At 70.8% G+C, this 16,206-nt stretch carries 17 protein-coding genes; 7 read left to right on the forward strand and 10 right to left on the reverse strand.

From position 1 onward, the window contains the following. Positions 1–387: 387 nt before the first annotated feature. The 3 genes from lnt (at position 388) to Psi02_RS27675 (ending at position 3,335) form a co-directional block, all read left to right on the forward strand. Positions 388–1,950 (forward strand): apolipoprotein N-acyltransferase, encoded by a 1,563-nt coding sequence (lnt, locus tag Psi02_RS27665; RefSeq protein WP_239095204.1) that lies wholly within the window; start codon positions 388–390, stop codon positions 1,948–1,950. Continuing rightward, the gene (locus Psi02_RS27670; RefSeq protein WP_203978605.1) at positions 1,950–2,696 is read left to right on the forward strand and encodes a polyprenol monophosphomannose synthase; all 747 of its coding nucleotides are present in this window, start codon (positions 1,950–1,952) and stop codon (positions 2,694–2,696) included. The genes lnt and Psi02_RS27670 overlap by 1 nt, the downstream gene beginning before the upstream one ends. Before the next feature lie 84 nt (positions 2,697–2,780). Beyond that, positions 2,781–3,335 carry an FxsA family protein gene (locus tag Psi02_RS27675; RefSeq protein WP_239095205.1) on the forward strand — a complete coding sequence of 185 codons (555 nt, stop codon included), beginning with the start codon at positions 2,781–2,783 and terminating at the stop codon, positions 3,333–3,335. 136 nt (positions 3,336–3,471) lie between these two features. On the opposite strand, the gene Psi02_RS27680 is transcribed toward Psi02_RS27675, so the two are convergent. The 8 genes from Psi02_RS27680 to Psi02_RS27715 all read right to left on the reverse strand — a co-directional run bounded on the left by Psi02_RS27680 (position 3,472) and on the right by Psi02_RS27715 (position 10,406). Further along, positions 3,472–3,816 carry an RNA polymerase-binding protein RbpA gene (locus Psi02_RS27680; RefSeq protein WP_203882305.1) on the reverse strand — a complete coding sequence of 115 codons (345 nt, stop codon included), beginning with the start codon at positions 3,814–3,816 and terminating at the stop codon, positions 3,472–3,474. 124 nt (positions 3,817–3,940) lie between these two features. Further along, positions 3,941–5,362 carry an MFS transporter gene (locus Psi02_RS27685; RefSeq protein ID WP_203978606.1) on the reverse strand — a complete coding sequence of 474 codons (1,422 nt, stop codon included), beginning with the start codon at positions 5,360–5,362 and terminating at the stop codon, positions 3,941–3,943. A gap of 13 nt (positions 5,363–5,375) precedes the next feature. Beyond that, a complete protein-coding gene (locus Psi02_RS27690; protein ID WP_203978607.1) occupies positions 5,376–6,173 on the reverse strand; it encodes a glycerophosphodiester phosphodiesterase family protein in 798 nt (265 codons plus the stop codon). A gap of 59 nt (positions 6,174–6,232) precedes the next feature. Then, positions 6,233–6,787, reverse strand: coding sequence for a TrmH family RNA methyltransferase (locus Psi02_RS27695; protein ID WP_203978608.1), 555 nt, complete (start codon positions 6,785–6,787; stop codon positions 6,233–6,235). After that, positions 6,784–7,329, reverse strand: a complete 546-nt coding sequence (locus Psi02_RS27700) for a class I SAM-dependent methyltransferase (RefSeq protein WP_203978849.1) — start codon at positions 7,327–7,329, stop codon at positions 6,784–6,786. The genes Psi02_RS27695 and Psi02_RS27700 overlap by 4 nt, the downstream gene beginning before the upstream one ends. A 152-nt stretch (positions 7,330–7,481) precedes the next feature. Continuing rightward, positions 7,482–8,429 carry a VWA domain-containing protein gene (locus tag Psi02_RS27705; protein WP_203978609.1) on the reverse strand — a complete coding sequence of 316 codons (948 nt, stop codon included), beginning with the start codon at positions 8,427–8,429 and terminating at the stop codon, positions 7,482–7,484. After that, positions 8,426–9,349, reverse strand: coding sequence for a DUF58 domain-containing protein (locus Psi02_RS27710; protein ID WP_203978610.1), 924 nt, complete (start codon positions 9,347–9,349; stop codon positions 8,426–8,428). Before Psi02_RS27710 ends, Psi02_RS27705 begins: the two co-directional genes overlap by 4 nt. 7 nt (positions 9,350–9,356) lie before the next feature. Continuing rightward, on the reverse strand, positions 9,357–10,406 hold the full coding sequence (locus Psi02_RS27715) for an AAA family ATPase (RefSeq protein WP_203978611.1): 1,050 nt from the start codon (positions 10,404–10,406) through the stop codon (positions 9,357–9,359). Between the two features lie 190 nt (positions 10,407–10,596). Here Psi02_RS27715 and Psi02_RS27720 point away from each other — a divergent pair, with 190 nt between their 5' ends. The 3 genes from Psi02_RS27720 (at position 10,597) to Psi02_RS27730 (ending at position 12,743) form a co-directional block, all read left to right on the forward strand. Next, positions 10,597–11,052, forward strand: a complete 456-nt coding sequence (locus Psi02_RS27720) for a hypothetical protein (protein ID WP_203978612.1) — start codon at positions 10,597–10,599, stop codon at positions 11,050–11,052. Between the two features lie 63 nt (positions 11,053–11,115). Beyond that, positions 11,116–11,871 (forward strand): hypothetical protein, encoded by a 756-nt coding sequence (locus tag Psi02_RS27725; RefSeq protein WP_203978613.1) that lies wholly within the window; start codon positions 11,116–11,118, stop codon positions 11,869–11,871. A 110-nt stretch (positions 11,872–11,981) separates the two neighbouring features. Next, entirely contained in the window at positions 11,982–12,743 is a 762-nt protein-coding gene (locus Psi02_RS27730; protein WP_203978614.1) for a sulfite exporter TauE/SafE family protein, read from the forward strand. Here Psi02_RS27730 and Psi02_RS27735 read toward each other — a convergent pair. Both Psi02_RS27735 and Psi02_RS27740 read right to left on the reverse strand, forming a co-directional pair. Further along, positions 12,725–14,020: an MFS transporter gene (locus tag Psi02_RS27735; protein WP_203978615.1), complete on the reverse strand. Its 1,296-nt coding sequence runs from the start codon at positions 14,018–14,020 to the stop codon at positions 12,725–12,727. The genes Psi02_RS27730 and Psi02_RS27735 overlap by 19 nt on opposite strands. Positions 14,021–14,268: 248 nt before the next feature. Continuing rightward, positions 14,269–15,033 (reverse strand): DeoR/GlpR family DNA-binding transcription regulator, encoded by a 765-nt coding sequence (locus Psi02_RS27740; RefSeq protein ID WP_203978616.1) that lies wholly within the window; start codon positions 15,031–15,033, stop codon positions 14,269–14,271. Positions 15,034–15,104: 71 nt separating this feature from the next. Between Psi02_RS27740 and Psi02_RS27745 the strand changes: the two genes are divergently transcribed. Next, entirely contained in the window at positions 15,105–16,088 is a 984-nt protein-coding gene (locus Psi02_RS27745; RefSeq protein ID WP_203978617.1) for a helix-turn-helix transcriptional regulator, read from the forward strand. The last annotated feature ends 118 nt before the right edge of the window (positions 16,089–16,206 follow it).

Below are 16,206 nucleotides of genomic sequence, written 5' to 3' on the forward strand. Positions count from 1 at the left end.
CGGACACCCAGTAGACAACGGAACTCCGCGCCCGCCGCCGACGGGACGAGAACCGGTCCGAAGGGCCGTCCGGGCCCCCTTCCGCCGTGCGCGGCGAAACCGTGCGTGGAGACACGCCAGGTGGTCCTTGGGTCCTCCGCGAGGGACTCAAGGATCACATTCGGCCGTGGCGGCCGGCCAGGTCCGTCCGTGAGCGCCCAGAGGCGCCGGACCGGAGAGCCCGCCCATCTCGAGGGCTTCGGCCCCGAATCGGCCCGGCTGAAATCGGCCTCTCGAATTGGCGCTGTTCAGCGGGATCTGGGAAGCTGTCCGCACTGGCCGGTCTGGGACTTCGCGTCCGCGCACCGGCGCCGGGAGGGCACACTCACGCGGAGGAGACACCGCCCCGTGGCATTGGAAGTCAAGGACGAGGCACCGCCCCCCGCATCCGCGAGGCGCACTCCGCTGCCGGTGGGGCATCCGCTGGTCCGTCTCGGAGCGTCGATCGCGGGCGGCCTCGTGCTGTACCTGGCGTTTCCCCCGATCGGACTGTGGTTTCTCGCGCCGCCCGGCGTCGCGCTCCTCGCACTCGCCCTGTACGGCACCGGCGTGCGCCGGGCCGCCTGGCTGGGGTACGCGGGAGGCCTCGCGTTCCTGCTGCCCGCCCTGGCCTGGGTGCGCCCCATCGGGGATGACGCCTGGGCGGCCCTGGCGGGGATCGAGAGCCTCTACTGGGCGGCCCTGGCATGCCTGGCCGTCTTCGTGATGCGCCTGCGCCTGTGGCCGTTGTGGGTGGCCTGCCTGTGGGTGGCCCAGGAATGGGGGCGCGGCCGCTTCCCCGTCGGGGGTTTCCCCTGGGCGCGGCTGGCCTTCAGCCAGGGCGAGTCGCCGTTCACCCCCTACGCCGCTCTCGGCGGCGCGCCGCTGGTGACCTTCGCGGTGGCCCTGTCCGGCGCCCTGATCTGCTACCTGGTCATCCGGCTCGCGCGCGGCTTCAGGCGGGACCGCCTGGTCGCCGGCACGCTCCTCGCCGCGGTGGCCGTGCCGGCCCTGGGGTTCGCGGTGCCGCGACCGGGCGACGAGGGCAAGACGGTGACCGTCGGCATCATCCAGGGCAACGTGCCCGGCCGTGGGATGGACTTCCTCGGCGACGAGCCCTCGGTCGTGCTCCAGAACCACGCGAACGAGACGCACAAGATGGCCGAGGCCGTACGGGCGGGGAAGCTTCCCAAGCCGGACATCGTGGTCTGGCCGGAGAACTCGACCGACATCGACCCCTACCGCAGCGCCTTCGCGAGCGAGGTCATCGACTCCGCGGCCAAGGACGTGGGCGTGCCGATCCTCGTCGGGGCGGTCGTGAACATCGGGGACGCCAACCGGGCGACCAGAGGGCTGGTGTGGGACCCCGTCACCGGCCCGGGCGCGTACTACGACAAGCGCAAGCTCGTGCCGTTCGGGGAGTACACGCCGTTCAAGAGCATCGTGCTGGCCCTGTCGAAGCGGGCGAACCTGGTCGGCCGCCAGTCGGTCGCGGGCGACGTCCCCGGGGCCCTGCGGATGGGACCGGTCACCGTCGGCACCGTGGAGTGTTACGAGGTGGCCTTCGACGACGACGTCCGGAGCACCGTGAAGGCCGGGGGGAGCCCGCTGGTCGTCCAGACCAACAACGCCACCTACGCGCTCACCAATCTCCCGGCCCAGCAGCTCGCCATGTCGCAGTTGCGGGCGGTCGAGCACAACCGGGCCGTCGTGACGGCCGCGACGACGGGCATCTCGGCGTATGTCGCGCCGGATGGCAAAGTGGAGTGGCGGACCGGTGAGCTCGTTCCGGCGATGAACGTGGTGAAATTGCCGGTCCGGACGGAGAACACGCTGGCCACCGATGTAGGTGCGCTACCGGAGTGGATTTTGATACTGATGGGGGCCGGAGCTGTGGCGGCGGCGACCTTTGCGGCACGGAGGAAGAGCTGATGGAGCGGACCCCCGGGCGGGTTCTCGTGATCGTTCCCACGTACAACGAACGTGAGAACCTGCCGTTGATCGCCGGGAGGCTGCGCGAGGCCCTGCCGGAGGTGCACCTCCTCGTCGCCGACGACAACAGCCCTGACGGCACCGGTGAGATCGCCGATCGGCTCGCCGAGCAGGACGACCACATCCACGTCCTCCACCGCCCCGGCAAGCAGGGCCTGGGCTCCGCCTACATCGCCGGGTTCCGGTGGGGTCTGGCCGAGGGCTACGACGTGCTCGTCGAGATGGACGCCGACGGCTCGCACCAGCCGGAGGAGCTGCACAAGCTGCTCAACCGGGTGGCACGCGGGGCCGACCTGGCGATCGGCTCGCGCTGGGTGCGCGGCGGCCGGGTCGTCAACTGGCCGGCTTCCCGCGAGATCCTCTCCCGGGGCGCCAACATCTATGTGCGGCGGATGCTGGGCATCCCGGTGCGCGACGCCACGGCGGGGTACCGCGCCTACCGGGCCTCCACGCTGGAGAAGATCGGCATCGACGACGTCGAGTCCCAGGGGTACTGCTTCCAGGTCGACCTCACCCTGCGGACCGTACGGCAGGGCCTGCGGGTGGCCGAAGTGCCGATCACCTTCGTGGAGCGGACGATCGGCACGAGCAAGATGAGCCGCGCCATCATCCTGGAGGCCTTCTGGCGGGTCGCCGTCTGGGGTGTCGACGGGCTGCCCGGGCGGCTTCGCCGTAGGCGGCGGTAAGCCCTCGCGGGCCTACGAGGAACCAGGACCGCCACGCGAGCGTTGACTGGTTCATACGGCTGTCGCGGCGAGTGAGGCAAGTTGATGTTGCGTATCGGGCTCTTCCTGGCCTTCCTGGTCGTCCCCGTCATGGAGATCTGGTTGCTGATCCGGATCGGGTCCGTGATCGGCGGCTGGCAGACGGTGGCCCTGCTCATCGCGGACAGCATCCTGGGGGCCTGGCTGGTCCGCCGGGAGGGCCGGCGGGCGTGGGCGGCACTGCAGAGCGCCGTCCAGTCGGGCCGCATGCCGGATCGTGAGCTGGCCGACGGCGGGATGATCGTCGCCGGAGGGGCGCTGCTGCTGACCCCCGGGTTCCTGACCGACATCCTGGGGTTCATCCTCATCCTGCCGTTCACGCGGCCCATCGCCCGGCGCGGGCTCTCGTGGTTCCTTCGCCGTCGTGTGCAGGTGCTGGCGGCCCGCTCGCCGTACGGCCCGATCTTCACCGCCGGGGGCCAGGTCCCGGGTCAGGACGGACAGGCCCCGAGGCGGGACGGATCGGTGCGCGGCCACGTGATCGACGGTGAAGTGATCGACGGTGAAGTGATCGAGGGCGAGGTCGTCGACGGCGAGGCCCGGCGACGCCGGGACGCCTGACACACGGGCCACAGGGCCCTCAGGAGGGCATCAGGAGCGCCTGAGAGCCCGGACGACAGCCTGGGCAACGTCCCGGACAACACGAACGCCCCCGCCGGCCTGTCGGCCACCCGGGGGCGTCTGCATTACCTGCCGTCTACGCGCTCTTGCGTCGCTGGGCCCTGAGAATCGCGAGTCGCTCGTTGAGGACCTCTTCGAGGTCCTCGATGGAGCGGCGCTCCAGAAGCATGTCCCAGTGCGTACGTGGCGCCTTGGACTTCTTCTGCTGGGGCTCCTCGGCGTCCACCCGAAGCGCCGGGGCACCGCAGCTGCGGCACTCCCAGTTCGTCGGGATCTCCGCCTCAGCGGCGAGGGGCACGGTGGTGAGATGGCCCTTGGGGCAGGTGTAGGACACCTCCTGGCGCGGAGCCAGATCGGTGTTGCGGTCGTTCTCGTAGCTGGTCGCCCCGAGCCGGGTACCGCGAAGTGCACGCTCGCCCATGTTCTAAGCCTCCTGAGGTCCCCGCCATAAGAGGGGTTTGTCTCCACCGCGTACAACGCCTGATACCGTGTGTGGATTCCCACCAGAGACGTGATCCAATCGCGCTTTTTCCGGCGCGCCTGCCTCAGAGGTGTTCCGGGACCTCATTTCCCGCCTGGCGGATGGCTTTGGGCAGGTTGACCGCCAGGAGCATCAGGAAGCCGATCACGAAGAACACCACGAGCGAGACGATCGCGATCCGGTAGCTGTTGGTGAACTGCACCGCGAGCGTGATGGTCAGCGAGCCGATGAACGCCGACCCCTTGTCGCTGATCTGCAGGAGGCTGAAGTACTCCGCCTCCTTGCCCCGGGGGATCACGTGGGAGTAGAGCGACCGGGACAACGCCTGCGTGCCGCCCAGGACGATCGCGATCGCGAAGGCCAGGCCGTAGAACTGGAGCTCCGCGCCCTCCGCCAGGAAGACCGCCATGACGACGATCACCGTCCACACGAGCAGGCTGGCGAGCACGACGCGTTTGGTGCCGAACCGGCGGGCGAGCGCGCCCAGCAGCAGCGCGCCGCCGAAGGCGACGAACTGGACCATCAGGATGGCCTGAATCTGGACGTTCTTATCCAGCTTGAGGGCTTCTGAGGCGTACGGGGCCGAGTTGCCGATGACGGTCTGCACGCCGTCGTTGTAGATCAGGTAGGCGACCAGGAACAGCAGGGTGCCGGGGTAGCGGCGTAACTCGGAGATCGTCCGGCCCAGCTGGCGGAAGCTGCCGCCGACGGAACGCAGCGCGGTGCTCTCGTGCGCGGGGACGGGCCGGTTGCGCAGGGTGAGCAGCGGGATGATCGTGAAGATGGCCCACCACAGGCCGGCCGACATCATGCAGATGCGCACGGCCATGCCCTCGGAGACCCCGAAGCCGTCGCGGCCGGTGTAGAGCACCAGGTTGAGGGCGAGCAGCAGGAAGCCGCCGAGGTAGCCGAACGCCCAGCCGCGGGAGGAGACCTTGTCCCGTTCGGCGGGAGTCGAGATCTGCGGCAGGAAGGAGTCGTAGACGACGATCGAGGCGCCGTAGGCGACGTTGGCCAGGATGAACAGCCCGCCGCCGAGCAGGTAGCGGTCCCCCTCGAGGAAGAACAGCCCCAGGGTCGCCAGGGCGCCCACGTAGGCGAAACCGCCGAGCAGTTGTCTCTTGCGTCCCGTGTGGTCGGCCAGCGCGCCAATGATGGGCAGCAGGACGATCTGCAGCAGCGTCGACACGGTGAGGACCAGCCCGAAGTAGGCCGCCGGGCGGATGTCGAAGCCGAGGACGTCGACGAAGCCGAGTTGGCCGGTCGTCAGGGTGTCGAAGTCCCGGGCGCACGCGTCGGCCGGCATGGACGCGAAGTCCTGCTCGCAGGCGGCGGTCTTGGCGATCGGGATGAGATACGGCCCGAGGAACACCGAGATGATCGTCGTGTAGAAGGCGGAGTTCGCCCAGTCGTACCAATACCAGCCGCGCCGTTCGCGGCCCGTCGCCTTGGGTGTGTCTTCCTTGGTGACCGGGGGGGAGGTCATCGTGTCTCCTCGCCTAACTGCTGGCCGTACCGGGATGCCACTGGCCACGTCTGTCGAGCACGTCGCGCAGGCCGGTGATGTTGTCGGTCATGATGCCGTCGACGCCGAGGTCGAGCAGGACCTCCATCGTGACGGGGTCGTCGATCGTCCAGACGTGCACCTGCATGCCGATGGCATGGGCCGTGCGGACGAAGGCGCGGGTGGTGACCCGCAGGCCGCGGAACCCGATGGGGACCTGGGCGCAGGGGACGCCGGCGCGGGCGAGACCGGTGAGCAGACGGCCGTAGCCGCCGGCGAGCGCGGCAGCGCGCAGGGCGGCGATCCCGCGGGGCCCCAGGGCCGAGCAGACGTCGCGGCCCATGGCCCTGCGCGCCCGCTCGAGCCGCAGGTCGGAGAAGGAGGTGAGGCAGACGCGGTCGTAGGCGCCGGTCCTGCGGATCGCGCGGGCCAGCGGGACGATGGCCGGGCTCTCCTTGACGTCGATGTTCAGCCGGATGTCCGGCCAGGTGCCGAGCATGTCCTCGATGAGCGGGATCTCGTCCTTGCCGCCGATGCGCGCCTTGGCGATCTCCCGGTAGGGCAGCGCGGAGATCCGTCCCCTGCGGTCGGTGACCCGGTCGAGGGTGTGGTCGTGGAACGCCAGCAGCACCCCGTCGGACGTCGCGTGAGCGTCGGTCTCGAGGTAGGTGTAGCCGAGGTCGACCGCCCGGGAGAAGGCGGCCATGGTGTTCTCACGGCCCTCCGCCGCTCCGCCGCGGTGCGCGAAGGCGAGCGGCCCGGGATGGTCGAGGAACGGATAGCGGCGTTGCACGAGGAGGAGTATGCCGGTTACGGAGCCGGACCGTCAGCGAGCGGAAGTGAACATTTGCGTCACGAGTCCTCCATCGACGCCCATTCCTGGCGTCTGGACTCGGCGATCACGATGGCGGCGGCGACCGACACGTTGAACGAGCCGACCCTGCCCACTTGCGGGATGTAGACCACGGCGTCGGCGGCCTCCAGCGAGGCGGGGGAGCAGCCGTGGTCCTCGCTGCCGACCAGCAGGCAGACGTCGCCGCTGAGGTCGGACGCGTGCAGCGGAACGGCGTCGGCGGTGAGCTCGACGGCGACGACCCGGAAGCCCTCCTCCTTGGCGGCCTTGACGGCGTCGGCCACGGGGACGGGCTCGTGCCACTCGACCAGGCGGTCGGTGCCGAGCGCGGTCTTCTGCACCTTGGGGTTGCTCGGCGGGGTGGCGTTGCCGGCCAGCCAGACCGTGTCCACGCCGAACGCCGCGGCGCTGCGGAAGATCGAGCCGACGTTGAACGGACTCGTCACCGACTCCAGGATCAGCGCCATGCGGCCGGTGGTGGCGCGGCGCCAGTTCCGGTTCAGCCGCTTCACATCGGTCGGCCGCAGTTGTTTGCGGGGGTTGGGCGTGCTCATCGGGCGTCCACTTTCAGGATTCGGTAGGCGGCGCGGGAGGCGAGCCGGGAGGTCGGCCGGCCCTGTTCGCCGAGCCAGCGCTGCAGGGAGTCGGAGCCGAGGTGCTTCTGGACGACCAGGTAGGCCGAGCCGCCGGGCGCGAGGCGGTCCAGCCAGCGCGTGAGCATCTCGTGGAGGGCCGTCTTGCCGATGCGGATCGCGGGGTTGGACCAGATGGCCTGGAACCGCACGTCGTCCGGCACCTCGTCGGGATGGAGCGACCTTACTTTGTCAAGGCCGGCGCTCTCGGCGTTCCGCTTGCAGAGCTCCACGGAACGGCGGTTGACGTCGACGGCCCAGACCGTCGCGCCGGGCGCCCTGGACGCCATGGTCAGCGCGATCGGGCCGTACCCGCAGCCCAGGTCGAGCAGGTCACCCTCCCCGGGCGGCGGTGGCACGGTCTCCAGCAGCACGCGCGTGCCGGAGTCGACCCGGTCGGGAGAGAACACGCCCCGGTCGGTCTCCAGCCGCAGATGCAGATCCGGGAGGACCAGGTTGACCATGCCGGGACGGCTGGCCGCCTGGGGGCTTTCCTCGAAGTAATGTGCCACGTGCACAAACGTACCAACGCCTGGCAGCGGTGATCGCCGGTCGCCGCTGTCCACAGGTCTGTGGACATCCTGTGGACAGCGGTGTGGGTGACCGGTGCGGGCCGCTACGGTATGCGGGAGCCCAGGAGCATCGCCGACGCGGCGACGAGCAGGCCGGCGATGATCGCCCCGATGAGGAACCGCTGAGTGATCTCCTCGTGGACGACGCGGTAGCCGAGCGACGTGCCGATCTGGGAGTACACGTCCCGAAGTTCGCTGCCCGACTCCGCGGCGTAGGCGCGGCCGCCCGTTCCGTCCGACAAGGACTTCAGCGTCGTCTTGTTGACCGGGACCTGCACCGGCCTGTTGTCGATGTTCACCGTTCCCTCCGGCGTGCCGTACGCGATGGTCGAGACCGGCACCTTGGCGCCGACGGACGCCTCGATGGCCTCGTTGACCGACCTGCCGGAGGTGTTGTCCCCGTCGGACAGGAGCACGATCGCGGACGGGGGCGGGTCGGTGACCGCCCGCTGGTCGAAGGACCGGATCGAGTCGAGGGAGTTGAAGACGGCCTCGCCGATCGCGGTGCCCGGCCGCGTGGTCAGGTTGGAGATCGCGGTGGTGACGGCCACGTGGTCGGTCGTGGGGGAGATGACCACGGCCGCCGACCTGGCGAAGGCCACCACGCCGACGTTGAACCGCTCCGGCAGGTCGTCGACGAACTGCTGGGCGGCCTGCTTGGCGGCGATCAGGCGGGTGGGCGGGACGTCCGCGGACTCCATCGACAACGAGATGTCCACTGCGATGATGATGGTCGCACGGTCGCGGGGCACCCGTACGGCGTCGGCGGGCCTGGCGGATCCGAAGACGAGCAGGATCAGCATCACCAGGAACAGCGCCGCGGGCACGTGCCGGCGCCAGGCCGGGCGCTCGGGGGCGACCAGCGAGAGCAACGCCAGGTTGGTGAAGCGCACCGCGTAGCGGCGGCGGGTCAGCTGCACCACCACGTAGCCGGCGGCGAGCGCCGCGACCAGGGTGAACAACCAGAGCCAGCCGGGAGAAAGGAAGATCACTTCGCCGCTCCCCTGGTGGAGGCACTCCGGCGCATCAGGTACGCGGTCCGCCGCTGCCGCAGGACGAACTGGGCGATGTCGAAGACCCAGTCCCGGTCGGTGCGCAGGACCAGGTGGGCGGCGCCGCAGCGGCGCAGGGCGATCCGGTTGGACTCCCGCTGGGCCTCGGCCGCGGCGGCGTATCTCTCCCGGATCTCCCGCGACAGGTAGATGTCGCGGCTGCGCCCGGTTTCGGGGTCGGCGAGGGTGATCAGGCCCACGTCGGGCAGTTCGAGTTCGCGCGGGTCGATGACCTCCACGGCGAGCACCTGGTGGCGGGAGGCGAGCCGGCGCAGGGCGGGCTCCCACCCGTCCGGGTCGTCGAGGAAGTCCGAGACGATCACGCGCAGCCCCCGCTTGCGGTGGGCGGCGGCCATCATCTCGATCGCCGGGCCCAGTTCGACCGAGCCGCCGGACGGCGGAGCGCTCAGGAGGGAGTGCAGCAGCGCGTAGAGCGGCGGCCGTCCCGGGCGGGCCGGATAACGGTGGACATCGTCGCCGTGCAGGATGTAGGCGCCGAACCGGTCGCCGACGCGGCTGGCCAGGAACCCGATGGCGCCGACGGCGGAGATGACCAGGTCGCGCTTGGCGACGTCGGCCGTGCCGAAGTCCATGCTGGCCGACAGGTCGGCCAGCGCCCACGTCTCCAGCTCCCGGTCGGCGATGAGGTCGCGCACGTGCGGGGTGGTGGTGCGGGCGGTGACGGCCCAGTCCATCCGGCGGACGTCGTCCTCACCCGGCACGTAGACGCGGGTGTCGCCGAGTTCGCTCCCCGGCCCCGGGATCAGCCCCTGGTGGCCACCGTGCAGCAGGCCGTCGAGCCGCCGCACGACGGTGAGCTCCAGGCGCCGCAGCGCCTGGTCCGGCGTGGCCGGGCTCATCGGCCGATCACCGGGGACCCTGGTTGTTCCACACGACGAGAGGCGGCGGCACCGCCATCAGGATCTGGCGCACCACGCTCTCGGCGTCGACGTCGTCGGCCAGCGCGTCGAAGGTGAGCATCAGCCGGTGCGACATCACGTCGACGGCGACGTCCCGGACGTCGTCGGGCAGCAGGTAGTCGCGGCCCCGCAGGAGGGCGAGCGCACGCCCGGCCGCGATCAGGCCCAGGGTCGCCCGGGGGCTGACGCCGATCTCGATGATCTCCTCCAGGTCGCGCAGGCCGTAATCGGACGGCGTGCGGGTGGCCATGACCAGCCGGACGACGTAGTCGGCGACGAGCTGGTGCACCGACACCTCCTCGGCCATCTCCTGCAGCCGGAGCAGCCGCTCGGGATCGAGCACCGGGCCGGCCACCGGCGGGCGGACGCTCATCCGCTGCAGGATCTCCAGCTCCTCGTGGGCGCTCGGATGCGAGACCCGGACCTTGAACAGGAACCGGTCGCGCTGCACCTCGGGCAGCGGGTAGACGCCTTCGGACTCGATGGGGTTCTGCGTCGCCAGCACGATGAACGGCCTCGGCAGGCGGTGGGTCCGGCCGGCCAGGGTGACCTGCCGCTCGGCCATGACCTCGAGCAGGGCCGACTGGACCTTCGCCGGCGCGCGGTTGATCTCGTCGGCCAGCAGGAAGTTGACGAACACCGGCCCGAGCTCGATGTCGAACCGTTCGGTGCTCGGGTGGTAGACGCGGGTGCCGACGATGTCGCTCGGCACGAGGTCGGGGGTGAACTGGATCCGGGCGAACGTGCCGCCCACGACCGTGGCCAGCGTGGAGGCGGCGAGGGTCTTGGCCACGCCGGGCACGCCTTCGAGGAGGCAGTGCCCTCGTGCCAGCAGGGCCACCAGCAGCCGCTCCACCATGTGGTCCTGGCCGACGATCACACGTCGTACCTCGTCGAGGGCGTCACGGAGCAGCCCGACGTCCGCCGCCCCGGCGTCCGCCTGGGTCGCGATCGCCTTGCCCGGCTCCGGGTCACTGAGTTCATCGGCAACGCTCATGCACGTTATTCAATCGTGACTCGGCGGGAGAATCCATTTCTCTCCCTTTTGCCCGCCGGGCCGCGGAACGACACACCGCCCCAACGGCTGTCTTTCCTGAGAGCGACGGTCACAGCTCCCCAGTACGGCGACCCGCCAATCAATGGGCCCAACCGTGGACGATCATGCATTTTGCGGCCATTGTGGCTCTATGCCGGAGATGGACGACAAACGCGGGGCGCTCACGCTGGCTCTCGACCACGCGTGGCGGTGGTACGAGTACCACCTCACCATGGCCTCCCAGGTGGTCAACTACTTCCTGATCGTGACCGCGGTGCTGACGACGGCGTATGCCACCGCGCTCAGCTCCCACCTGTACGGCGCGGCGGTTGCGGTGGATCTTGTGAGCGCGGTCGTCACCTTCGCCACCTACATGGAGGGAACGCGGCTGCGCACCATGGCGATGCAGGCGGAAGAGGCCGTCGCCACGATCGAGGACCAGCTCGCCGCAGACCTCGACATGGCGGCCCTGCGCCTCGTCGCGCTTCATCGAAGCCGCCTTCGGTCCCGCAGGATGTCCTTCCCGGGCGCACTCGCCGCCCCGCTCGCGCTGCTCGCGTTCCTGGCGAGCGTCTGCGGCGGGCTGTACGCACTGCTCGGGCACTGAGCGCCGCCGGGTGCGGGCCGCGGAACGACGCACCTCCCGTGCGCGTGTGTTTTCATGAGGGTGATGGTCACTCCGCTGCAGTACGGCGACCCGCCCCACCTGGGGCCCTTTGTGTTGCAGGCACGGCTGCGCACGGCGCCGGCCGGGCTCGTCTACCTGGGGCAGGCCCCGGACGGCCGCGCGGTGTCGGTGGCCGTGCTCACCAGCGGCGCGGCGCTCGACGCGGCCGCGAGGGACCGGTTCGTCACCGCCATCAGGGACGCCGAGCAACCTCGCGCGGGCGTCCTCGGCTGGGGCGCCTCACTGCTGCACCGCGTCCGCGGGCGGGTCTTGCCCGACGCGCCTCCGGTCGTGGCCATGCACGACGGGCGGGCGCCGTGGGTGGCCGTGCCGTACGTGCCGGGTGGGCCGGGAGCCGAGCGCTTCCTCGACCCGGTGATGGTGTCGGGAACCCTGATCGGCGAGCGGCACGGGCCCGAGTTCGTGCCGCACTGGCTGGGCGACCGCAATCCCGCGTTCCCCGGACCGCCGCCCCCGCCTCCGCCGCCGCTCGGTACGCGGCGTCAAGTGGTGCTCGCCTCGGCGCTGCTGGCCACGCTGACCCTGCTGATGATGGTCATGTTGTGGCTGCTGGTCTTCCGCGGCGACGAGGACCAGGAGCCGGCGCGGCCGCTCCCCGCCACGAACTTCGTTCCGACGCCGCCGCCCGTGCCGACGTCGCCGGAACCGCAGGAGCCCTCGCCCACCCCGTCGGGCGGCGGCCCGGGCAGCCAGAGCCCGTTGCCCCGGAGCAGCGACGACGGCGGGCAGGACATCTGACCCGCGAGTGGTCACCCCTGTGATGATGTGATTTGTCGGGCGGCTAACCTCGGCCTAGCCGACCGCGCGTCGCAGAGCGCCGTCGAACACACACTGGGGGACGCGCCGCGATGCAGGCCGGACAGATCGTGCTCCTGCTTCTGGCGGCGCTGGCCGCGGGATGGGTCGACGCCGTCGTGGGCGGGGGCGGACTGCTTCAGCTCCCTGTGCTGATCCTCGCGGGCCTGTCGCCCGTGCAGGCGCTGGCCACCAACAAGTCCGCGGCCATCTTCGGCACGGCGTCCGCCGCGGTGACGTACGTGCGGGGCACGAAGCTGGACCGGGCCGTGGCCGTACCGGCGGGTGTGCTCGCGGTGGTGTTCGCCGGCCTGGGCGCGGCGTCGGCGGCCCTGCTGGACGCCTCGATGCTCAAGCCGCTGGTGATGGTCGTGCTGCTGGTGGTCGCGGCGTTCGTGACGTTCCGGCCCGCTTTCGGGAGGTTGCCGCACCCGCACCTCCGGACGAGGACCCGCGTCGTGACCGCCGTCGGGATCGCCGGCGTCGCGATCGCGTTCTACGACGGCATCCTCGGCCCGGGGACGGGGACGTTCCTGCTCATCGCGTTCACCTCCCTGCTGGGGATGGACTTCGTGCACGCCTCCGCGACGGCGAAGGTGATCAACACGGGCACGAACCTCGGCGCGCTGATCGTGTTCGGCGCCCAGGGACATGTGATGTGGGCGCTCGGCCTGGGCATGGCCGTGTGCAACATCGCCGGCGCGCAGCTGGGGGTGCGGATGGCGTTGCGCCGCGGCGCGGGGTTCGTGCGGATCGTCCTGCTGTGCGTGGTGACCGTGCTGGTCCTGAAGCTCGGCTACGAGACGTTCGCCTGAGCGGGCGCGGCGGAGGTCGTTCCGCCGGTGCGCACCGGCCGTACGGCGGGAGCGGCGAGGGCGACGAGGAGCGTCAGCAGGGCGGGGACGAACAGGGCCCTCGGCAGCGTGACGAGCTCCGCGAGGGCGCCGATAATCACCGGGCCGGCGAGGAAACCGGTGTATCCGAGGCTCGCCACCGTCGCGAGCGCACGCCCGGACTGTGCCGGGTCGCGGTGCCCGGCGGCGGAGAAGACCTGCGGGATGACGCACGACAGCCCCGCGCCGAACAGCGCGAACCCGATCACTCCGGCGACCGGCGTGCCGATCACGAGGTTGACCGCGAGGCCCACGGCGCCGAGCAGACCGCACCCGCGCACCAGGGCCACCGGGCCCAGGCGGGCGGCGAGCCGGTCGCCGGCGAAGCGCCCGGCCGTCATCATGATCGAGAAGGCGGCGAAGGCGGCGGCGGCGAAGCCGGGGGAGGAGCCGAGGTCGTCGTGCAGGTAGACCGAACTCCAGTCGGCTGAGGCTCCCTCGCCGATGAGACCGCAGAAGGCCAGCACGCCGAGGAAGAACGCGCCTTGCGGCAGCCGACGGCGGGGCGCGGCGGTCCGGCGATCGGAGGCGGCCTCTTGAGGGGCGGCCTCTTCGGGGGTGATCTCTTGCTGGGTGGCCTCGGGCGCGCCGAGCGCGGCCGAGTGCGGCTCCCGGGGGTGGGGGGTGTCGCGCAGGGCCCAGCGGGCGGACAGCACGGCGACGACCAGGATGATCGCCCCGGCCACCGCGAACGTGGCGGCAGGCCCGGCCTCGGCGTGGGCGAACAGCCCGCCCAGCGCCGACCCGATGAAGCCTCCGACGCTGAACACGGCGTGGAACGCCGACATGATGGGCCGGCCGTACGCGCGTTCGACGGTGACGGCGTTGGCGTTCATCGAGACGTCGAGCGTGCCGTTGACCACGCCGAACAGGAACAAGGTCAGCGCGAGCACCGGCAGATCGGGCGCGAGGGCGGGGAGCACCAGGGCGGCTCCCTGGGCGATGGCCGCCGGGATCATGACGCGGTCGCTCCCGTACCTGTCGACGAGACGGCCGATGATCAGCATTCCGGTGATGGCGCCCGCCGCGACGCCGAGCAGGGCCAGGCTCAGGCGGCCGTCCGAGAGGGCGAGGTCCTCCTTGATGGCGGGGATGCGGGCAGTCCAGGTGCCGATGGCCATCCCGGCGAGCAGGAACAGCCCGAAGACGGCGAGGCGGGCGCGCCGCAGGGACGGCCGGGCGGTGGCGAGTAGCGCCATGGGGCAGGGCTCCAACGGTGAGAATGCCGGATCACTAAGGACGTTCGGCCAGGTGAGGGGTGACGCGGCCGAATCCGTGCATGATCACGATGCCAGAACGCGCAGGTGGGGGTGGGTTTTCCCGAAAGTGCGCATGATCACGACGGGGAGAGGTGCAGGTGAGGGGAGGCGCGGGCGAAGGTGTGCATGATCACGCGGGGGGGTCATGCGGGTCATGCGGGTCATGCGGGTCGTGCGGGTCGTGCGGATCAGGCGGAGGGGATGCGGACGGTCACGCCGGCGGCGGTCAGGGCGTCGTGCTGCTCCCGGGGGATGCCGTCGTCGGTGACGACCACGTCCAGCTTGTCGAGCGTGCAGACCGCGCCGAACGCCGTGCGGGAGAACTTTCCCGAGTCGCAGGCCACCACGACCCGGCGGGCGGCCGCGATGGCGGCCTTTTTGACCGCGACCTCCGGCAGGTCGTGGGCGGTCAGTCCGTGCTCGGCCGACAGGCCGCAACACCCGATGACCGCGGTGTCGAAGCGCAAGGCCCTGATGGAGGTCTCGGTCAGCGGGCCGACGAAGTCCAGCTCGTTGTGCCGTACCTCGCCTCCGGGAAGGACGAGGCGGATCCGCGGTGCGGCGGTGAGCACCTGCGTCGCCTGCAGGGCGAGCGGAAGCACGGTGAGCCGGCGGTCGTGGATCGCCCTGGCGACCTCCAGCACGGTCGTGCCGCCGTCGAGCAGCACGGCCTCGCCGTCGGCGAGCAGGCTCGCGACCTCGGCGCCGATCCGCTGCTTGGCGTCGACCGCTTCGCGCTCGCGGACGCCGAAGGGAGGTTCCTCCCCGCGCAGGAGCAGGCTGAGCGCGCCTCCGCGCACCCGCCGCACCACACCTTGCTGGGCCAGTTCGTCGAGGTCGCGGCGGATGGTCATCTCCGATACGCCGTGCAGGGCGGCGAGCTCGGTCACCGAGACGCTGTCGGAGGTCCGCAGCTCGTTCATGATGGCGCGGATCCTGTCAGCACTTTCCATGCGTTCATTTGAACACCATCAATGTTTGAAAGCAAATAAATCTACATTGTAAAGGTGGCAGACTGAAGCGCATGCGCGCGAGCCGACTGCTCTCCCTCCTGCTGCTCCTCCAGACCCGGGGCAGGATGACCGCGCCCGAGCTCGCCGCGGAACTCGAGGTCTCGGTCCGCACGGTCTACCGCGACGTGGAGGCCCTGTCGTCGGCCGGAGTGCCGGTGTACGCCGATCGCGGACCGCTGGGGGGATACCAGCTTCTCGACGGGTACCGCACCCGCCTGAACGGGCTGACGGCCGACGAGGCCTCGGCCCTGTTCCTCGCCGGCCTTCCCGGCCCCGCCGCCGAACTCGGGCGGGCCGACGTCGCCGCGGCGGCCGAGCTGAAGCTTCTCGCCGCGCTCCCGCCCGAGCCCCGCTCGCACGCGGCCCGGATGCGCGAGCGGTTCCATCTCGACGTGCCCGGGTGGTACCGGGGCAGCGACGACGTGCCGTTCCTCATGGACGTCGCGGAGGCGGTGTGGGAGGACCGCGTCGTCCGGCTGCGCTACCGCCGATGGGGGCCGGCCGAGGTGGAGCGGGTGGTCCACCCCTACGGCCTCATCCTCAAGGGCGGCTCGTGGTATCTCGCGGCGTCCTGCGACGGGACCGTGCGCACATATCGGGTCAGCCGCATCATCACGGCCGATGTCCTGGACGAGACGTTCACGCGGGCGCAGAACTTCGACCTCGCGGACTTCTGGCGCGAGTTCGCCGCGGAGTTCGCCGCGCGGATGTACACCGCCAAGGCGGTCATCCGCCTCGCGCCCGGGATGCAGGACCTGTTGCGTTACACCATGGGCGCCGACGTGAGCGACAAGGCGCTGGCCGACGGAGTTACCGGCGCCGACGGGTGGATCCGCATCATCCTGCCGATCGAGTCGGTCAACCACGCGGCGTGGCAACTGCTGCGGCTGGGCTCCTCCGTGGAAGTCCTGGAGCCGGCCGAGGTGCGCGACCGGATAGCGCGGACCGTGGCCGAGTTGTCCGTCATGTACGGCGATGCCGCTGATGAGGAATGAGAGTGACGACCTGCGGGGTTCCGGCGCAGGTGAATGATGTTGATCGTCGCCCTCGGCCCCGGAACGATGGGCGCATGCATCTGACTGCCTCGCCGCCCGCGGCGCCCCCTCGTCCCGT

It is taken from the genome of Planotetraspora silvatica (assembly GCF_016863315.1).
Taxonomy (GTDB): Bacteria; Actinomycetota; Actinomycetes; order Streptosporangiales; family Streptosporangiaceae; genus Planotetraspora; species Planotetraspora silvatica.

Excerpts from the sequence above, each read along its gene's own strand:
- Psi02_RS27670 (WP_203978605.1), top strand. The coding sequence starts at position 1,950 with ATGGAGCGGACCCCCGGGCGGGTTCTCGTGATCGTTCCCACGTACAAC.
- Psi02_RS27675 (WP_239095205.1), top strand. The coding sequence starts at position 2,781 with ATGTTGCGTATCGGGCTCTTCCTGGCCTTCCTGGTCGTCCCCGTCATG.
- Psi02_RS27680 (WP_203882305.1), bottom strand. The coding sequence starts at position 3,816 with ATGGGCGAGCGTGCACTTCGCGGTACCCGGCTCGGGGCGACCAGCTAC.
- Psi02_RS27685 (WP_203978606.1), bottom strand. The coding sequence starts at position 5,362 with ATGACCTCCCCCCCGGTCACCAAGGAAGACACACCCAAGGCGACGGGC.
- Psi02_RS27695 (WP_203978608.1), bottom strand. The coding sequence starts at position 6,787 with ATGAGCACGCCCAACCCCCGCAAACAACTGCGGCCGACCGATGTGAAG.
- Psi02_RS27700 (WP_203978849.1), bottom strand. The coding sequence starts at position 7,329 with ATGGTCAACCTGGTCCTCCCGGATCTGCATCTGCGGCTGGAGACCGAC.
- Psi02_RS27710 (WP_203978610.1), bottom strand. The coding sequence starts at position 9,349 with ATGAGCCCGGCCACGCCGGACCAGGCGCTGCGGCGCCTGGAGCTCACC.
- Psi02_RS27715 (WP_203978611.1), bottom strand. The coding sequence starts at position 10,406 with ATGAGCGTTGCCGATGAACTCAGTGACCCGGAGCCGGGCAAGGCGATC.
- Psi02_RS27720 (WP_203978612.1), top strand. The coding sequence starts at position 10,597 with ATGCCGGAGATGGACGACAAACGCGGGGCGCTCACGCTGGCTCTCGAC.
- Psi02_RS27725 (WP_203978613.1), top strand. The coding sequence starts at position 11,116 with ATGGTCACTCCGCTGCAGTACGGCGACCCGCCCCACCTGGGGCCCTTT.
- Psi02_RS27730 (WP_203978614.1), top strand. The coding sequence starts at position 11,982 with ATGCAGGCCGGACAGATCGTGCTCCTGCTTCTGGCGGCGCTGGCCGCG.
- Psi02_RS27735 (WP_203978615.1), bottom strand. The coding sequence starts at position 14,020 with ATGGCGCTACTCGCCACCGCCCGGCCGTCCCTGCGGCGCGCCCGCCTC.
- Psi02_RS27740 (WP_203978616.1), bottom strand. The coding sequence starts at position 15,033 with ATGGAAAGTGCTGACAGGATCCGCGCCATCATGAACGAGCTGCGGACC.
- Psi02_RS27745 (WP_203978617.1), top strand. The coding sequence starts at position 15,105 with ATGCGCGCGAGCCGACTGCTCTCCCTCCTGCTGCTCCTCCAGACCCGG.